15 protein-coding genes and 1 pseudogene are annotated in these 18,416 nt (G+C 66.7%); 7 read left to right on the top strand and 9 right to left on the bottom strand.

Annotated features, from left to right (window positions below):
• Positions 1-39: 39 nt before the first annotated feature.
• Positions 40-1,689 (top strand): CocE/NonD family hydrolase, encoded by a 1,650-nt coding sequence (locus tag AC3WTE_RS07105; protein ID WP_492436636.1) that lies wholly within the window; start codon positions 40-42, stop codon positions 1,687-1,689.
• Here AC3WTE_RS07105 and AC3WTE_RS07100 read toward each other — a convergent pair.
• Positions 1,676-2,647: an NADPH:quinone oxidoreductase family protein gene (locus AC3WTE_RS07100; protein ID WP_492436635.1), complete on the bottom strand. Its 972-nt coding sequence runs from the start codon at positions 2,645-2,647 to the stop codon at positions 1,676-1,678. The genes AC3WTE_RS07105 and AC3WTE_RS07100 overlap by 14 nt on opposite strands.
• A 44-nt stretch (positions 2,648-2,691) precedes the next feature.
• Here AC3WTE_RS07100 and AC3WTE_RS07095 point away from each other — a divergent pair, with 44 nt between their 5' ends.
• Genes AC3WTE_RS07095 through AC3WTE_RS07085 form a run of 3 tightly spaced genes read left to right on the top strand, consistent with a single transcriptional unit; the run spans position 2,692 to position 6,328 of the window.
• Positions 2,692-3,783, top strand: a complete 1,092-nt coding sequence (locus tag AC3WTE_RS07095; RefSeq protein ID WP_492436634.1) for an NAD(P)-dependent alcohol dehydrogenase — start codon at positions 2,692-2,694, stop codon at positions 3,781-3,783.
• Between the two features lie 60 nt (positions 3,784-3,843).
• Positions 3,844-4,800 carry an alpha/beta fold hydrolase gene (locus tag AC3WTE_RS07090; RefSeq protein WP_492436633.1) on the top strand — a complete coding sequence of 319 codons (957 nt, stop codon included), beginning with the start codon at positions 3,844-3,846 and terminating at the stop codon, positions 4,798-4,800.
• A gap of 55 nt (positions 4,801-4,855) precedes the next feature.
• Positions 4,856-6,328, top strand: coding sequence for a flavin-containing monooxygenase (locus AC3WTE_RS07085; protein ID WP_492436632.1), 1,473 nt, complete (start codon positions 4,856-4,858; stop codon positions 6,326-6,328).
• 3 nt (positions 6,329-6,331) lie between these two features.
• On the opposite strand, the gene AC3WTE_RS07080 is transcribed toward AC3WTE_RS07085, so the two are convergent.
• The 5 genes from AC3WTE_RS07080 to AC3WTE_RS07060 all read right to left on the bottom strand — a co-directional run bounded on the left by AC3WTE_RS07080 (position 6,332) and on the right by AC3WTE_RS07060 (position 12,389).
• Positions 6,332-6,670 carry an MmcQ/YjbR family DNA-binding protein gene (locus tag AC3WTE_RS07080; protein WP_492436631.1) on the bottom strand — a complete coding sequence of 113 codons (339 nt, stop codon included), beginning with the start codon at positions 6,668-6,670 and terminating at the stop codon, positions 6,332-6,334.
• A gap of 91 nt (positions 6,671-6,761) precedes the next feature.
• Positions 6,762-7,673, bottom strand: a complete 912-nt coding sequence (locus AC3WTE_RS07075) for a LysR family transcriptional regulator (protein WP_492436630.1) — start codon at positions 7,671-7,673, stop codon at positions 6,762-6,764.
• A gap of 12 nt (positions 7,674-7,685) precedes the next feature.
• Positions 7,686-10,085: a CaiB/BaiF CoA-transferase family protein gene (locus tag AC3WTE_RS07070; RefSeq protein ID WP_492436835.1), complete on the bottom strand. Its 2,400-nt coding sequence runs from the start codon at positions 10,083-10,085 to the stop codon at positions 7,686-7,688.
• A gap of 5 nt (positions 10,086-10,090) precedes the next feature.
• Positions 10,091-11,284 (bottom strand): acyl-CoA dehydrogenase family protein, encoded by a 1,194-nt coding sequence (locus AC3WTE_RS07065; RefSeq protein WP_492436629.1) that lies wholly within the window; start codon positions 11,282-11,284, stop codon positions 10,091-10,093.
• Between the two features lies 1 nt (position 11,285).
• Positions 11,286-12,389, bottom strand: coding sequence for an acyl-CoA dehydrogenase family protein (locus AC3WTE_RS07060; RefSeq protein ID WP_492436628.1), 1,104 nt, complete (start codon positions 12,387-12,389; stop codon positions 11,286-11,288).
• Positions 12,390-12,620: 231 nt separating this feature from the next.
• On the opposite strand from AC3WTE_RS07060, the gene AC3WTE_RS07055 reads away from it, so the two are divergent.
• Complete coding sequence (locus AC3WTE_RS07055) at positions 12,621-14,093, top strand: acetyl-CoA acetyltransferase (protein WP_492436627.1); 1,473 nt, start codon at positions 12,621-12,623, stop codon at positions 14,091-14,093.
• A gap of 19 nt (positions 14,094-14,112) precedes the next feature.
• On the opposite strand, the gene AC3WTE_RS07050 is transcribed toward AC3WTE_RS07055, so the two are convergent.
• Together AC3WTE_RS07050 and AC3WTE_RS07045 are read right to left on the bottom strand one after the other, a co-directional pair.
• Positions 14,113-15,228, bottom strand: coding sequence for an Rv3169 family protein (locus AC3WTE_RS07050; RefSeq protein WP_492436626.1), 1,116 nt, complete (start codon positions 15,226-15,228; stop codon positions 14,113-14,115).
• Positions 15,229-16,386, bottom strand: coding sequence for a phosphotransferase family protein (locus tag AC3WTE_RS07045; protein ID WP_492436625.1), 1,158 nt, complete (start codon positions 16,384-16,386; stop codon positions 15,229-15,231).
• Between the two features lie 44 nt (positions 16,387-16,430).
• Here AC3WTE_RS07045 and AC3WTE_RS07040 point away from each other — a divergent pair, with 44 nt between their 5' ends.
• A complete protein-coding gene (locus AC3WTE_RS07040) occupies positions 16,431-17,039 on the top strand; it encodes a TetR/AcrR family transcriptional regulator (protein WP_492436624.1) in 609 nt (202 codons plus the stop codon).
• A 158-nt stretch (positions 17,040-17,197) separates the two neighbouring features.
• Here AC3WTE_RS07040 and AC3WTE_RS07035 read toward each other — a convergent pair.
• Positions 17,198-17,320: pseudogene (locus tag AC3WTE_RS07035) on the bottom strand (MspA family porin); the annotation flags it as partial.
• A gap of 357 nt (positions 17,321-17,677) precedes the next feature.
• Between AC3WTE_RS07035 and AC3WTE_RS07030 the strand changes: the two are divergent.
• Positions 17,678-18,349 (top strand): Crp/Fnr family transcriptional regulator, encoded by a 672-nt coding sequence (locus tag AC3WTE_RS07030; protein WP_492436623.1) that lies wholly within the window; start codon positions 17,678-17,680, stop codon positions 18,347-18,349.
• Positions 18,350-18,416 lie beyond the last annotated feature (67 nt).

Here is an 18,416-nt window from a genome sequence, read left to right as displayed (position 1 = left end):
CGGCCCTGAATTGCTGTGGATGTGCCGCTGCCGTGGAAAATGGTCCCAGACCCCATCGGACGAGGAGAGTGCGACGTGCGACGCGACACCCTGGCGTGGCTCGGTGCCCGCGCACTGACCCGCCGCTTGGGTCTGCCGCGAGCCAAGAGTTTCCGGGTGGAACGGTCGCTGCCGGTGCCGATGCGCGACGGCGCGCTGCTGTTGGCTGATCACTACGCGCCGCGGACCCGGAAACCGGCCGGCACATTGTTGATGCGGGGGCCGTACGGCCGTGACGGCCTGCCCAACCGCGTGTTCGCCGGGCTGTACGCCGGGCAGGGTTTTCACGTCATACTGCAGAGCACCCGCGGCACTTTCGGGTCCGACGGAGCCTTCGAGCCGGGGCGCCATGAGGTCGACGACGGTGCCGACACCGTCGAGTGGCTGCGTGAACAGCCATGGTACACAGGCGAATTCGCGACGGTCGGTGCCTCCTACCTGGGTTTCACCCAGCTGGCGCTCCTCGTCGACCAGCCTGCCGACCTGACCACTTCGGTGATCACCATGGCGCCGCACGATTTCGGACATTCGGTTTGGAGCACAGGATCATTCGCGCTCGGTGACTTCCTGGGCTGGAGCTATCAGGTGGCCTGGCAGCACCGTGGCGGCTGGATCCGTCAGATGCTTCGCGCCATGGCGACGCCGCGAACCCTGAAGCCGGTTCTGGAGACGCTGCCGCTCGATCCGGCGGCGGCCGAACTGTTGGGCGGACGTACCCCGTGGTTCAACGCGTGGCTCGAACAGCCCGATCCGTCGTCACCGTACTGGGCGGAGAACGGTGTGGCGGCCGCACTCGACAACCTGCGCGGCCCGGTACTGCTGATCACCGGGTGGCAGGACGTGTTCGTGGATCAGACTCTCGAGCAGTACCGGCGGCTGCGGGCCCGCGGCGTCGAGGTGGCGCTCACCGTGGGGCCATGGACTCACGGGTCGGGCGGCACCGAAGCCATCAAAGAATCCGTGTTGTGGTTGGACGGGCCGCGCCGCGCCGCGGCTCCGGTGCGGATCTGCGTCGCCGGCGGTGACTGGCTCGACATGCAGGAGTGGCCGCCGCCGGTCGCCGAAACGGTGTGGCACCTGCACCCCGGAGGGGCGCTGGCCGAGACCCCGCCGAACAGTGGCGCACCCTCGACATTTGTCTACGACCCGGCCGATCCCACACCGAGCGTCGGTGGACGCCTTCTGGTTTCCGGAAAGTCGGGCTACATCGACGACACCGAGCTGGCCGAGCGCTCGGATGTCCTGTCCTTCACCAGCCCCGTGCTGCCCGCGGATCTCGACGTCATCGGAACGCCCCACGTCGAATTGGACCACCGCACCGACAACCCGCACGCCGATGTGTTCGTTCGGATCAGTGACGTTGCGCCCGACGGACATTCGACAAATGTCACCGACGGATACCTGCGGCTCACCGCGGCTGACACCCCCGAGGCGCTGCTGCGCCTGGAGCTCGACGCGACGGCCTACCGATTCGCCGCCGGCCACCGGATCCGGCTGCTGATCGCCGGTGGCTGTTTCCCCCGGTTCGCCCGAAATCTCGGGACCGGCGATCCGCTGGCCACCGCCACCCGGATGGTGCCGTCCGTGCACACCATTGCGCACGGCGACGGTGGGCAATCCCGGCTGGTGTTACCGGTCAGCGCACCGTGACCACGACTTTGCCTTTCGCAGTGCGGTTTTCCAGCGACGCGATGGCGTCCGCGGCCCGCTCCAGCGGATAGACCTCGGGCACCGGCGGGATGACCGCACCCGACGCCAGCAGCGGCTCCAGCTCCTCCCACTGCTCGGCGAGGTAGCCCGGGTGGGTCATGGCCCACGCACCCCAGCCGACACCCACCGCATCGACGTTGTTGAGCAGCAGCCGGTTCACCTTCACCGTCGGGATATCGCCGCCGGTGAACCCCACAACCAGCAGTCGGCCACCCGGTGCCAGCGACCGGAGGGAGTCGGTGAACCGATCGCCACCCACCGGATCGAGGATCAGGTCGACGCCCCGGCCGGCCGTCAACTCGCGCACCGCGTCCTTGAAGCCGTCGGCCAGAACAACATCGGAAGCGCCTGCGGCACGGGCGATTTCGGCCTTATCCTGTGAGCTCACCACCGCGATGGTCCGGGCCGCACCGAACGCCGGCGCCAATCGCAGCGTCGACGTGCCGATGCCGCCGGCGGCACCGTGCACCAGCACTGTCTCGCCAGGGGTCAGGCGGCCACGGGTGCGCAGCGCACAGTGCACCGTCAGGTCGTTGAACAGCAGGCCGGCGCCGGCCTCGAACGAGACCGTGTCGGGCAGCTTGAAGACCCGATCGGCCGGTAGCGCAACGACTTCGGCCATCGCGCCCGACAACATCGTGAGCGCAGCCACCCGGTCTCCTGCCGTTACGTGCGCGCCGTCGGGAGCGCTGCGCACCACACCGGCGAGTTCGGCGCCCGGGGTGTACGGCAACTCGGGCTTGTGCTGATAGAGGCCGCGGGACTGCAGCGCGTCGGGGAAGGCGACACCCGCGGCGTGCACCTCGATCACCACGGCGCCGCTGCCGTCGGGTTCGGGAATCTCGTTCAGTTCGGCTGCTGACGGGCCGTCCAACCGGGCGATCTGAATGGCGCGCATGGTCTCCTCAATTCCGTCGGGATGCCACCATCTAACATCCCGGCATGATCGACGCACGTGCCGCGGTGTTGCTTCGCCCGGGTTCGACCCCTGAACTGACCGACGTCCAGATTCGTGAGCCACAGGGCAACGAGGTGCTGGTCGGCATCGATGCGGTCGGCATCTGCCATACCGACATCAGTACGGCGGCGCGCTGGCCGGAGAAGCGACTACCCATGGTGTTCGGTCACGAGGGCGCCGGCACCGTCCTGGCCACCGGCCCGGACGCCCGCATCGACGTCGGCCGGCAGGTCGTCCTGACCTTCGCGAGTTGCTCGCAATGCACCGCATGCTCATCCGACACGCCCGCCTACTGCGACAACGCGACCCGCCTCAACATGGCGGGCGACCGTGGTGACGACACGAGCGCCCTGCGGCTGGAGGGTCAGCCGGTTCGCGGCGGATTCTTCGGCCAGTCCAGCTTCGCCACCCATGCGCTGGCCAACACGTCCAACGTCGTGGTCCTGCCGGACGGCATCGACGCACAGCTGGCGGCCCCCCTGGCCTGCAGCGTGCAGACCGGCGTCGGAGCGGTGCTGAACACCTTGTCCGCGGGGCCCGATGACGTCCTGGTGGTGTGGGGTGCCGGTGCAGTGGGCCTCTCGGCTGTGATGGGCGCGCGCATTGCCGGGTGTCGCACGATCATCGCTGTCGACCCGATCGCCGAACGGCGTTCGCTGGCAATCGAATTGGGTGCCACCGGGGCCGTCGACTCCGCGTCGGCGAACCTGTCGGCCGAAGTCATGGAGCTTACCGGCGGCGGGGCCACGCTGGCCGTCGACACCACCGCGCGCGGCGACGTCATCGGCACCGCGCTGGCGCTGCTGCGCAAGTGTGGCAGCCTCGCGCTCGTCGGGCTGGGAGCGCTGACCGCGGAGTTGCCCGTCGGACTGATCCTGGCCAACGGGCTTCGGGTACAAGGTGTCATCGAAGGCGACAGTGAGCCGCACACCTTCATCCCGCGGCTGGCCGCGCACGTCCTCCGGGGTGAACTCCCAGTCGACAGACTGGTACGGACTTACCAGTTCGACCGCTTCGCCGACGCCTGGGCGGACGCCACGGCCGGTTTTGCCGTCAAACCTGTGCTGGTTATTTAGGTAGGCTCGCAGGTACGGGATGTCCCGCCGGCAACGTCGCCGAACCCGAAACGGAGCAGTATGACCGCCTTCAGTCAATCTCAGCTGGTCAAACCCGGGCGTCCCGCGGCGCTGCCACCAGGCCGTTCCATGGAAATCGAGGCCGTCGACGGCACCCGGCTGCACGCCGAGGTCTTCGGCCCCGAACATGGCCGGCCGATCGTCTTCGCCCACGGCATCACCTGCGCCATCGGTGTATGGGGCAACCAGATCGCCGACCTGGCGACCGACTACCGGGTCATTGCCTACGACCACCGCGGGCACGGGCAGAGCGGTGCGCCAAAGGGCCGCCACAAATACAACCTGGACTTTCTCGCGGCCGACCTGGACTCGGTGTTGACGGCGACGCTCAAGCCGGGGGAGCGGGCCGTCATCGCCGGCCACTCGATGGGCGGTATCGCGATCACGTCCTGGGCGCAGCGCTATCCGCGGCGCGTCACCGAATGTGCACATGCCGTCGCCCTGATCAACACCACCACCGGGGATCTGCTCAAGCTGGTCCAGCTGGCGCAGGTCCCGAACTCACTCGCGAAGTCTCGCACCTACGCCGCCGGCCGCATCCTGAAGACCTTCGGCGGGGCGCCGCTGGTGCCGGGTTCGCGCAAGGCGGCCCGCCAGTTCGTGGCGATGATCGCGGTCGGGCGTGACGCTGATCCGGCGGTTGTCGACTACGTCTACGAACTGTTCATGGGCACCTCGGCCGCCGGCCGCAGCGGGTGGGTCAACGCTCTGGTGGACAACCTCGATGCGCACCACATCAGCCTCGACAACCTGACGGTTCCGACGCTGGTCATCGGCAGCACCAAGGACCGGCTCCTGCCCATCGCGGCGTCGCGGCGGATTGCCAGGAACGTCCCCAATCTCTGGTCGTTCGTCGAGCTGGGCGGTGGGCACTGCGCGAACCTCGAGCGCCCCGAGCAGGTCAATCAGCATCTGCGGGCGCTACTCACCGGGTCGGCCCACAGCTCGACTGCCTAGGGCCGTGATGTCCTAAGGTGGAACCGGCGGTACCGGATCAGATCAAGGGAGATTCATGACGGGTAGCGACGGCGGCGAATTTTTCGATGTGCTGATCATCGGTGCCGGCATCTCCGGCATCGGCGCCGCATACCGGCTGCACCAACGCAGCCCTCAGACCACCTACGCGGTCCTGGAGCGGCGGGCACGCATCGGCGGCACTTGGGACTTGTTCCGCTACCCGGGAATTCGTTCGGACAGCGACATCTTCACGCTCAGCTTCCCCTATCAGCCGTGGACCAGGCCGGAGAACATCGCAGACGGCGACCACATCCGCGAGTACCTCACCACCGCGGCGCACACCCACGGCATCGACCGCCACATCACCTTCAACACCCATGTGCTGTCGGCCGATTGGGATTCGGCGACCGACACGTGGACGGTGCAGACCGCGCAGAACGGTGAGGCCAAGACCTACCGCGCCCGGTTCCTGTTCTGTGGTACCGGCTATTACAACTACGACCAGGGGTACACCCCGGATTTCCCCGGCATCGACACCTTCACCGGCGATGTCGTGCATCCGCAGTTCTGGCCGGAGTCGCTCGACTACGCCGGCAAGAAGGTGGTGGTGATCGGCAGTGGAGCGACCGCCATCAGTCTGGTCCCGGCCATGGCCAAGACCGCCGCGAAGGTGACCATGCTGCAGCGGTCGCCCACTTACCTGATGTCCCAATGGCAGATCGACCCGATGGTCAACCTGATCCGGAAGTTGTTGCCGCGCAAGATCGCCCACCGGGTCGTGTGGTTTCGCAACGTCCTCATCGGCGTGCTCAGCTACAACCTGCTCCGTAAATTCCCGAAGGGCGGGCGGCGCCTCATCCGCAGTCGGGCCATGGCCGCGCTGCCCGCCGGTTATCCGGTGGACGTGCACTTCAACCCGAAGTACGACCCGTGGGATCAGCGCCTCTGCGCGGTGCTCGACCGGGATATCTTCACCGCCATCGGTGACGGCCGCGCCGAGGTCGTCACCGACCACATCTCCCACGTCGACGCCACCGGCATCGTGCTGAAATCCGGTGCGCGCGTTGATGCCGACATCATCGTGACCGCGACGGGGCTGGAGTTGCAGGCCCTCGGCGGCATCTCGTTGGCTGTCGACGGTGTCCCGATCACACCGTCCGACCGGTATGTCTACAAGGAGTTCCTACTCGAGGACGTGCCGAACATGGCGTGGTGCCTGGGCTACACGAACGCGTCGTGGACGCTGCGCGCCGACATGACGGCCCGCGCCTTCGCAAAGCTGGTGGAGTACATGGACACTCACGGGTACACCCATGCGTACCCGCATTTGGGTGACGTCCCGATGGACGAGAAGAAGACGTTCGACCTCGATGCCGGCTACATCAACCGCAATCCGCACGCGTTGCCCAAGTCCGGTACCCACCGCCCATGGCATGTGCGGCACAACTATGTGCTCGACGTCATCGACCACCGCTTCGACCGCATCGAAGAGTCCATGGTCTTCGGCCGAGCGGCCCAGCGGGTCTGATTTTCACGACTCTGGCTCCTCGGTGAGTCTGGGCGGGGCCGCCAGTCGCCAGGAATCGGTGAGAATGTCGGTCAGTTCCTGCGCGTCGTCGAGGGCCTCCAGCCGAACCCGCACCCACGACGACGCAGCTTCGTGTCGCGGTACCCAGAATTTGTGCGGCTCCGCGGCGATCAACTCTTCGCGGTCAAATCTGGGGCAGCGCACCGCAAACGAGGTCTCATCGTCGGGCACGGTGACGAACATCTTGCGCGCGACGTCGAACGTCGGATGGCCCCAACGCTCCTTCTCGGTGGTCTCGGGGAGGGACAGCGCGATGCGGCGCACATCATCGGCGTCGAGCACGGCATCCAACCTTCCGGGGCCATCGTGGGGAGTTCGTCCGTCGAGGCAGCCTACCGCCGCGCGGTGACAGGACCGCGGGGCCATGAACGCCCTAGGTAAGGGCAGTGGCGAGCTGCTCGACGACCGCTTCGACTTCGGCGGGGTTGATCAGCCGGTCCGGCGCCCAGGCCAGCGCGATTCTGGCCGGCGCCCACGTGCTTTCATCGATCGGGATCAGCTTGAATTCGGGGGGCGAGAAGATGCGGCCGAGCGTCGATGCCGGCGCGTAGCTGACCAGCGCGACGAGATGGCGATTGAACACCTGGCTGGCCATCTCCAGCTCGCCACCCAGCTGACTGACGGCTCGCACGATGCGCGTGACGCCACGTTCGTTGAGTCCGCGCGCCATCTGCGCCAGCACCACAGGATTGGGCCGCGCGAAGTCGATCACGACGTCGCGATCGCGCAGGTCCTCGATGGCGATGATGTCGTTGGCCGCCAACGGATCGTCGAACCGCACCGCCGCCGCGCCGGGATAAGTGGCCACCACGCGATGGCGTATGCGTTTGTCCGCGGACGGCAGGTGGATCAGGCCGAGGTCGACGTGTCCGGAGACCAGTTTGGCGATGACCTCCGCCGCCGACCCGGGCATGCTGTACTCGGTGGGCACCGCCAGGCCGGCCACTGCCTGTTCGAACCTGGACAGGAAATCCGATGGTGCATACGCGGTCGCCCCGATCCGAATGGGATTGACCACCTGCGTGATTCGGGACGCGGTGGCCTTCAGGTCTTCGACCCGGCGCAGGATGTCGCGTGCCGGTTCCAGCAGCTGCGCGCCCAGTGGCGTCAGGCGGACCTCGTGGTACGTCCGCTCGAACAGCTCCCCACCGAGTTCGCGCTCCAGCAGCTTGATCTGCTTGCTCAGCGGCGGTGGGGTGATCATCAGCCGGTCGGCGGCGCGTTTGAAGTGCAGTTCCTCTGCGACAGCGACGAAGTAGCGAAGCCGGGTGAAGTCGATTTCCATTGCGGGTGTCGGCTACCGTCCCGAATGTGCTGCTGCCGCAGGTACTTCCAGGACGCCGCGGGCAATGAGGTCGTCGATCGTGTCGTCGTCCAGCCCGAGCAGTTCCGCCGCGACCTCGCGCGTCTGCTCGCCGAGGAGCGGTGCCTGGCCCAGCGGGGGATCCGGGATGAGGTCAGCATGGATTTGCACGTTCTCCATCATGAACGGTGCCGCGCCGTGCGGATGCAGTTCCTCGCGGAAAGCGCGGCGCTCCACGTAGTAATCCCAGGTGGGGACCTCGACGGCGTGCAGCACGGCCCCGGCGGGCACACCCGCGGCCTGTAGCTGCGCCATCGCGTCCACCGGGGTGCGCTGAGAAGTCCATGCGCTGAGTGCCTCGTCGATCCGTGCGCGCTGGCGGTCTCGCCCGACGCGCGAACCCAGCTCGGCATCGGCGCCGAGGTCGGGCCGGTCGATCACCGCGCACAGGGCCGACCAGTCGGCGTCATCGCGGACCGTCACGGCGATCCAGGTGTCGTCACTCGCGCCCGGAAACAGGCCCCATGGCGCGTCGTGGGCCGCCTGGTCGTCGGGAACATGACCACGACTTGTCAGCACCTCGCCGGCGATGTCGTCGGCGAGGTGACTGAGCATCACTTCGGCCTGGGCAATGCTCGCCGCGCCACCGCCGCCGCTACGTTCGCGGCGCAGCAGCAGCGCAAGCGCACTCAGCGCGCCGATGCGCGCGGCCACGTGATCGGGGTACACGGTGACGGTGTCGCAGAAGGCATCCGGATCGTCAGGGTACGTCCACAACTTGGTGAAGCCTGCTGCGGCGCGGACCAACGGTCCGTAGCCGAGTCGTTTGGCCCACGGCCCGGTGGGTCCGTACGCCGAGCTGTCGACGACGACGATGGCCGGATTGATCTGCTGCAGCGTGGCGAAGTCCATGCCGAGTGCCGCCGCCACGCCGGGTTTGAAGTTGCTCAAGACGAGGTCGGACTGCGCGACCAGTCGGTGCGCCAACGCCCGGCCTTCGTCGGACCGCAGGTCGATGCCGATCGACCGCTTGTTCCGGTGGCCGGCGGCGTAGGCCTGCGTCATCCGGGTGAGGCTGATCCGCAGCCCGTCCGGGAAGGCAGAGTTCTCGATTTTGACCACGTCCGCGCCGAGATCGGCGAACAGACGACCGGTGTCACTGCCGACGACGATGACGCCGAGGTCCAGCACGCGTAGCCCCTCCAGGGGCAGGCCCAGGCCGGCGCGGCCGCGCGCGGTGAGTGTGGGTGCGTCACGAAGGGGGTGGCACGACGGCGCGCCGCTGGTCAAACTGCGGGCGGTCAGGCTGCTGGCCCGGTGCCCGTCGATCTCGACCACGCCGACCGGTACCGGTGCGCTCAGACCAGGGGAGAGCTCCGTCTCGCGGAAGAAGCCGCGCGCTGCAACCTGTTCCGTGGACAGCGACTCGGCCAGGCTCAGTACCGCCGCCGTCGGCACACCGTGCCGTTGGCCGGCGAGTTCCAGTTCCGCGCGGGTCTTGTCGGAACAGAACTGCTCGATGGCCCCGAGCAGAGTCGCGGATGCGAAACGCTCGCGGAGACTGTTGAATTTCGGATCGGCGAATTCCTCCGGGCGCCCCATCCATTCGAACATGCCCTGCCACTGGCGCTTTGCAAGGACACAGATGCGGACGTGGCCGTCCTTGCATTTGATGATCGGGTAGCGCTGCTGCTCGGCGATCCAGTCCCGTTTCTGTTCGCTGATCGGTACTCCGGCTGCGGCGCTGCCCGCCGTGCCGAAGGGCGGGTCGAGGGCCTGCATCGCTCCTTCGAGTACCGAGAAATCGATGAGATCGCCTGTGCCCGTGCGTAATCGGTCCAGAAACACGCAGAGCGTGAAGAAGGCGGCCTGGGCTGCGGCGACGTGATAGGGCAGGTCCGCGCTCGGCGGCACCAGCGGTGCCTGTCCCGGGATGCCCGAGCGGGACAGCTCGCTGGTCAACGCGTGCAGCACGGGCGTGGTGGCCTGCCAGGCGCGATAACTCGTGTCGCGCCCGAAGTCGCTGATGGACAGGATGACCAAGGACGGATGGTCGGCATGAATCTGTTTGACCGACAACGACTCTTCGGCCGCCGACCCGGGACGCGTGTTCTCGATGAGGATGTCCGCGGTGGTCAACAGCTCCGCCCATGACTGCTGTCCGGCCGGTGTCGATGGATCGATCTCGATCGTGGGGATGCCGTGGCGGTTGATGGCGGTGCCGATGGACACCCCGTCGATGCGTGGTCCGGTGGTGTCTGCCGCGGTCACGCCGGCCAGATGAACGGACGTCACGTGGGCACCGAGATCGGCCAGCAACCGGCCGACGGCCGTGATGGGTCCGGTGGTCAGATCGAGAATCTCGATCCCCGACAGCGGTGGGTCGTAGGGCATGTTGGTCAACTGCGTCGCGCCTGCCGGAACGGGATGTCTCGATCGGTTTCGGGTTCCTTCGCCAGTCCCAGTACACGTTCGCCGATGATGGTGCGCTGAATCTGGTCGGTGCCGCCCCCGATCGAGGTGAAGAACGCGTTGAGGGAAAGGAAGTTGACGTCGTCGGCCTCCGGGTTGTCGGGGCCCGCCAACAGCGATTCGGTGCCGATGATCTCGGTCTTCAACGCCGCCTCGGAATGCAGGATTCGCGACATCGCTAGTTTGCCCAGCGACATGATCGAACTCGACGTGCCCTGGCTGGTGGCCGCTTTGGCGCGAAGGTTGTTGAGCCGGTTGAGTTCCCGAAGTGCCAGGACGTTCGCCAGCTTCTCCCGCACGGCGGCGTCATCGAGGCGGCCGTGTTCGCGCGCCAGGTCGACGAGGCTGTCGGCCTTGGACTTGTTGCGTGAGCCGCGGCCGCCGTCGCCCATGATGGAGCGTTCATAGGCCAGAGCAGTCTGCAGAACGCGCCAGCCGTTGCCCTCTCCGCCGATGAGATTGGCGTGCGGCACCGTCGCGTCAGAGATGAACACCTCGTTGAAGTGCGCCTCGCCGGTGATCTGGACCAGTGGCCGCACCTCGATGCCGGGCTGGCGCATCGGGATGATGAAGTAGCTCATGCCCTTGTGCTTGGGCACATCCCAGTCGGTGCGCGCGATCAGCAGACCGTACTCGGATGTCGCCGCGCCCGAGGTCCACACCTTCTGGCCGTTGACCACCCAGCGGTTACCGTCGCACACCGCGGTGGTGCTCACCCCGGCCAGGTCGGATCCGGCGCCGGGCTCGCTGTAGAGCAGGCAGGTGCGAGCCGCTCCGGTCAGAAAATCGCGCAGCAGTTCGTGTTTCAGCTCGTCAGACCCGAACGTGAACAGCGTGTTGGCCGGGATGTTGTGTTTGTCCTGGCAGGCGCCGGGCGCCTTGACGGCGCGAAACTCCTGGTGGATGACGGCTGCCAACTTGCTCGGGTAGCCGCGCCCGAACCATTCGGCCGGGTATGTGGGTACGGCGTAGCCGGCATCCAGAACCTTTTCCCGCCAGGCGATTTCCTCGGGAGAACTGACCCAGGGGTCGTCCGATGGCGGCAGTGCGGTCCAGTTCTGCGCGAGCCAGTCACGCACCTCGCTGCGTAGGGTGTCGGCCGTTGGTGCGGTGAGAGTCATATCAGGCACCCTTCGAGGCGAGGTAGCGCTCACGATGATCACGAGAGCTGCCGAACAGTTGACGGCCGGTGCGCGCCCGGCGCAGGAACAGGTGAGCGGGGTGCTCCCAGGTGAAGCCGATGCCGCCGTGCATCTGGATCGATTGCATGGCTGTGGTGTGATAGGCCTCCGCACAAGCGAATCCGGCGAGCGCGACGGGACCGTCGGCGGCCGCCGGGTCGGCATCGAATTGCGCGGCGGCGTGCTGCGCGGCCGAGGTGGCGGATTCGACTTCGAGCAGCAGGTCGGCCGCCATGTGCTTGATCGACTGGAAGCTGCCGATGGGCCGGCCGAATTGGATACGGGTCTTGAGGTATTCGACGGTGATGCCGAACAGCCGGCGAGTGCCGCCGACCTGCTCCCCGGCGAGCGCGATGACTGCGAGTGACAAGGCGTGTTCGACGGAGGCCCAACCGCCCCTGCCGATGCGACGTGCCGGGGTCTGACCGAATGCATAGGTCGACAGGCGGACCGTGGGATCGAAAGCCGTTGTGGCAGTCCGGTCGAATCCGGCTGCATCGGCGGCTACTTCGAAGAGCGCGATGCCGTCACCTGTCTTTGCGACGACGATGACAACATCGGCAATCTGCCCGTCCAGCACGTAATGCGCGCTGCCGGTGAGCCGGTATTCCGCAGCGTGCTGGACCGCCTGCACCGCGACACCATCGGGCGCCCACGTGCCACGGGGCCCGGTGGCCGCCACGGTTCCGATCGAGGACCCGTCGGCCAACCCAGGCAGGAGTCGCGCCTTGTCGTCGTCGCTGCCGGCGGCCTGAATCAGTGCTGTGGTGAAGACTGCACTCGATAGGAACGGGGCCGGCAGCAAGGCTGCGCCGGTCACCTCGGCGACAGCCTCCAACTCCTGCGCGCCCAACCCCACGCCGCCGTAGTCGGGGTCGACGATCAACCCCGCCACGCCCTGGGCGGCCAGTTTGTGCCAGAGATCGCGATCGAACCCCTCGTCAGTGCGCATGACGCGGCGCACGTCGGCTTCGGTGCAATGTTCACTGAGCAGGTCTTTCACTGCGGCGGCGAGTTCTGCGCGTTCGGCGACGCTCATCGTCATGGGTTCACCCTTCTGCATGTCAGGTCCATGCAATGTCGTCGCCGCCGCCCTGTAAATCGCATTGTGCGACACCTGTACGTTTCCGTTGGGGACATCTGCGACATCGGACGGCGACTGGATGTCCCGAACGCTCATGTGTGGGTTTCCGGGCTGGTCGTTTACAGCGCCGCCCGGATGCCGCCATGGTGGAGATATCCCGGAGAAGGTCCGGCGGCAGAAGAGGAACTATCAGTGTCACTTGATCCCAGAACCCCGGTGCTCGTCGGCTATGGCCAGATCAACCAGCATGACGAGAACCCGGGTAGTGAGCCGGTCGACCTGATGGAGGCGGCGGCCCGTGCCGCCGCGGATCCGCGCGTGCTCGAGGCGGTCGACGCCGTTCGGGTCGTCAACCTGCTGTCGGTGCGCTACCGGGATCCCGGTCTGCTGCTGGCTCAGCGCATCGGCGCACCACACGCCGTCACGCGGTACACCCCGGTCGGTGGCAACATTCCGCAGTCACTGGTGAACCAGGCCTGCCTGGACATCCAGCAGGGCCGCACCGACGTGGTGCTGATCGCCGGTGGCGAAACCTGGCGTACCCGCACCCGCCTGAAGGCCCGCGGCGAGCGACTGACCGGCACCGAGCAGCCCGAGTCCGTCCCGCTGGCACCTAGCGACCCGGAGTTCACCATGGCCGGCCCCGCCGAACTGCGGATCGGGCTGGTGGCGCCGTCGCACGTGTACCCCATGTTCGAGCAGGCCCTGCGGATCGCCGCGGGGGAGGCCCCGGACGAGCATCGCCGCCGGATCGGCGAGCTGTGGTCGCGGTTCAGCCAAGTGGCCCAAGGCAATCCGCACGCTTGGAGCCGGGACGCGGTTTCCGCGGAAGAGATCTGGCAGCCCGGCCCGGGCAACCGGATGATCAGCTGGCCGTACACCAAGCTGATGAACTCCAACAACATGGTCGACCAAGGGGCTGCTCTGCTCCTCACCTCCGTGGGCAAGGCCGAGGAACTGCAGATACCGAAGGACCGCTGGGTGTTCCCGCACGCCGGCACTGACGCTCATGACACCTATCTGATCGGGGAGCGCGCGAGTTTCTCGGGATCACCGGCTATTCGCATCGCGGGCCGTCGGGCGCTGGAACTGGCCGGGCTCGGCATCGACGACATCGACGCGGTGGACGTGTACTCGTGCTTCCCGTCGGCGGTGCAGGTGGCGGCCCGCGAGCTTGGCCTGGCGCTCGACGATCCGGCACGTCCGCTGACCGTGACCGGTGGTCTGACCTTTGCCGGCGGGCCGTGGAACAACTACGTCTCGCATTCCATCGCCACCATGGCCGAACGGCTCGTCGCCAATCCGGGCCAGGTCGGGCTCATCACCGCCAATGGCGGGTACCTGACCAAGCACAGCTTCGGCGTTTACAGCACCGAGCCGCCTGCGCGCGAATTCCGTTGGGAGGACGTGCAATCGGAAGTCGATGCGGAGCCGACGGTGATGGCAGAGGCCGACTGGTCAGGTACCGGGACCATCGAAACGTGGACGACGCCGGTAACGCGCGAGGGCGCGCCCGAGAAGGTGTTCGTCGCCGTCCGCACCCCGAGTGGCGGCCGGGCGCTGGCCGTCATCACCGATGCGTCGCAGGCCGAGGTCAGCACCCGTGAGGACCTCGCCGGCGCCGCCGTGACGGTCAAGCCGGACGGCACCGCCGGGCTGGAGTAAGCCGAGGCGGACTCCAAAACTAGGGAGCCATGGTCAGCCAGTCCGGGAAGCCTGACGGATCGTGCCGGCCCAGCGCACCGTGCTCGAACAGACCCCAGCCTTCGGCCGGTGGCTTGGTGCCCTCATGGCACACCGCGCGGCCGACATGGTCGATGACGCCGAAGCCGGAGCGGGCGATGATCCCTGGGTCGGTCATGTCGTAGGTGAGCCGTTCGGTGAACTTGTCGCCCTTCCACGTGCCATGCAGCCAGTCGGAGTCGCCGCCGTAGCCGCCGCCCACGTGAATCGGCACAGGCAGCTTGGATTCCACATCGAAGCGGACAGGCGTGCCGTCCAGCGCCGTCGCTTCGATGGTGGCCCCGATGGGGATGCGGGTACCGGAGACGTAGTGAATTTTCACGCGGGGCCAGCCCAGCTGCTCAACCCGGCCGTCCTTCCAGACGCGGGTGCAGTCGTTGAGCGAGCGGAAGCCGTCGGGGGCCTCCTGGATGATCATCACGAGCGAGAATTCCTCGAACGCGAGCGGCACGTACAGCCACCACATGCCCTCGAACGGCGGATCGGCCGGCCGGCCGGCGGGCTCAGCCTCACCGACCGGGCGGATGCCCCATGAGCGGTCCCTCGAGCCGATCCACGTGTCGGGGCTGACCTTGATCTCTTGGCCATCGATGGCGAGAGAGCCACTCCAGGAACCCAATTGGGCGAAGCGCTGAGCATTCAGCGTCACTCGGTTGCCCTGGCGCATGAGGTGCGGCTGCTCCTGCACGACATCGAACAGGCCGTTCCAGGTCAGGTCGGCAGCGATGCCCTCGGTCTCGTCGAGCACGATGCGCACCTTGTGCAGCGGCTCGGTGACCTCGATGCGGTAGCCCACGACGTGCTGGTTCAGCCGGTCCTGGTCGATGGCGTCGGACAGGTGCACCGCGGTCTGGGTATCACCGCGGCGGACCAGGAAGTAGGCGTCCTTGACCCCGAGGTTGGGGTAGTAGCCCATGCCGGTGATGACGAAGATGTCGCCGGTGCGGTCGTGGGCGTTGAAGTAACAGCGGTCGTAGAAGTTCCGGTCGCTGGTTCCCGGCCAGGCGATGGGCTGGGGGACCTGGTGGATCGGATATTCGTCCATGGGGCCGAGCATTTAGGCGGTTCCTTCCAGGAGCTTCTCCAGCAGTGACTTGTGGTAGAAGAGCGACTCGATGTCGTCGGGCTGTTCCATCTCGCCGAAGTGCACCCGTCGCGCACCGGTGCGCATGAACACGCAACACCAGACCGCGGCGGAGTAGATGTAAAACCAGTGCAGGTCGCCGACCTCGACGCCGGTAAGGTTCTCGTAGGTGGCGCGCACGTCCTCTTCGCGCAGCACGTCCGGCAGGCCGGGCAGCCCGGCCAGACCGCACAGCTCCTGGAACACCTTGTGCGCGAAGATGATCCACGAGACATCGAACTCGCGCGGGCCGACCGTCGCCATCTCCCAGTCCAGTACCGCGGACGGCCGGAAGTCCTGGTACATCACGTTGCCGATGCGCGAATCACCCCACACCAGAACAGATTCCGACGCCGCGACGTCCTCGGGGAAGTTCTCCTCCAGCCAGACGAGAGCACGCTCGACCAACGGCGACCGGCCGAGGCTCGACGCCGCGAACTGGTACCAGTCCTTGAGCCAGCCGAAGTGGCGGCGCAGTGCGGTGTCGCCGGGTGGGTCGATCTCTTGGAGGAAACCGAAGGTCTTGTCGGCATCGGGGATCGCGTGCAGCTTGGCGATGGCCTCGACGGTGCTGTCCTGCAGCGTGCGCTGCTGCTGCGGGGTGGCGTCGGCGAACCAGTTGCCGCCGAAGGTGTACGGCATCACGTCGGGCGGGACCACGCCGTCGACGCAGTCCATCAGGAAGAACGGGGAACCGAGCACCTCACCGGTGTTCTCCAGCCAGCGGACGCGGGGGACGGGGACGTCGGTGAGCTCGGCGGCCAGGCGCATGACATCGAACTGGTGGTCCAGGCGGTAGGAAGAGAAGACGGGCACGTCCTCGGTGGTCGGCGCGACCCGAGCGACCCACTTCTGCTCCATCGGCGTGCCGTCCTCGGTCCAGCGGCCCGTGAGAATGATTGTCTCGGAGGACATTCCGTTGGAGTCCACACCGCTCTCGACCGTGATGTCAGGTTTGATGCCGCCTTCCATCACGGTGGACAGCCACTGTGACAGGATGTCCGGAACTGTTGTCACGTCGCGGCTGGAGCGCTGAATATGGTCGACGTTCGTTTCGACCGTGACGGAGCCTTCCGCCGGTTGGTTCGGCACTGAACCTTCCTTCCCGAGGTAATTACGATACGATGCGTAGCGTTATGAAATCAGACCTGCAACCGCTTGACAAGCCCTCTGGCGCAGGGCGTCCTCGTGATCCGCGGATCGATGCCGCGGTACTGGCTGCCGCCGCCGCACTGCTGCCTGAGGTGGGCTACGCCAACCTCACGATGGCGGCGATCGCCGAACGCGCGGGAACCACGAAGACGGCGCTGTACCGCCGCTGGTCGAGCAAGGCCGAGCTGGTGCACGAAGCGGCGTTCCCCACGACCCCGACCGCGCTCGCCACCCCGGAAGGGGACATCGTCGGCGACATCCGCGCCATGATCGCGGCGGCGCGCGACGTATTCACCAGTCCCGCCGTCCGGGCCGCGCTTCCGGGGCTGATGGCGGACATGAGCGCCGACGAGCAGCTCAACGCGCGGGTCGTCGCACGCTTCCACGGGCTGTTCGACGTGGTGCGGGTCCGGCTGGAGCACGGCATCGAGCGCGGCGAGGTCCAGGCTGACGTCAAGCCCGAACGGCTAATCGAAATCATCGGTGGCGCAACGATGTTGCGGATGCTGCTGCATCCGGAGAGCGAACTCGACGAGTTGTGGGTGGATGAGACGGCGGCCATCGTGACGCACGGTGTGATCAACGGAGATTGACGGTTTCGCCCGGAAGTCTCGTGGGCGCCGGCATCTTCGGCCAGTGGACACAGCTTTGGGCCGCTGAATGCTGACGGTGGCCGACCAAGACTGCGAACTGCTGCAGATCGCTACCCGTACCCCGCCGGAGCTGTCGGAATGTCTGGATACGGTGCACGCCGCGCCTGCCGGGAGTTCGATGCCCCGGCCAGGTTGTCGATGTGGTTGATCACCTCGTTGGTGGTGTTCACGTCCACCACCCAGCCGTCATCGGTGACGAACTGCGTCCACCGATCCGACATCGGTTGCGGGTCGGCGGCCGCAGTGCCGGCCGCCCACACGCACGAGGCTACCGATACAGCGAACACTATGGCCGTCGCGGCATCACGCCGCGACGGCCCTTGACGGCCGAGCATGCACAAATCCCCCCCTGTGACGACCAGTTCTAAGCCCCCCGGCTTGCATGGTCTTTCACCGATGTTGCGAACTTTGGCATATGCGGACTGATACGTCAACCGGTAGCTTGGGTGGGGATGGCGAGCAAACCACCTACGTCAGCTAAAGAACGGTGGGTGTGCTATTGCTAGCTGGGAAATGGTGACGGAGGCGCCGGGGGTGTCGATGACAGGCGGATCGATTTCGGGGTCGGCGGGTATGGGATGAATGACATCTTGGCGCGAGCCGGCATGTTCCAAGACGTGGGGCCAGACGCTCTGGCCGCAGCCGTCGCGCAACTTGAGTGGGTTTCTTTTCCCCAACGGCACAACGTGTTTCGCGAAGGAGATGCCGGGGACCGGCTGTACATCATCACCGCCGGCCGAGTGAAAGTCGCCTGCACAACGCGACACTCGGACAGCCTGATCGCCGTCCTTGGACCCTCCGAGGTTTTCGGTGAACTCGCCCTGCTCGATCCGGGTCCGCGCACATCCACCGTCACCACAATTACCGCTGTGCGCGCGGCGACGATGACCCGTCCCGCACTGCTGGCCTGGATACATCAGGAGCCCCACGCTGCCGAACAGATGCTTCGCGTGCTGGCACGGCGGCTGCGCCGAACCAACAACAAGCTGTGCGATCAGACGTTCAACGACGTCCCCGGGCGCCTGGCCACGTTGCTACTGGACCTGGCGAACCGATTCGGCGAATCGGACCATGGGACACTGCGCATCGACCACCAGCTCAACCAGAACGAGCTTGCTCAGCTCGCCGGCTCAACCCGCGAATCAGCCAACAAGGCTCTTGCTTCGTTCGTCGATAGAGGCTGGATCCGTGTGCAAGGCAAGACGATCAGCATTGTCGATCCCGCGGCACTGGCCAAGCGCGCGAGATGATCTCCCGCGGATAATCACCAAACGGAGGACCCCTGCCTGCGGGAAGGCGGATCCCATTGCCTCAGTG

This window comes from Mycobacterium sp. FW102-FHT13B02, assembly GCF_058790275.1.
Note: the sequence above shows the minus strand (reverse complement) of the source record. Positions and strands in the feature narration are given on the sequence as shown.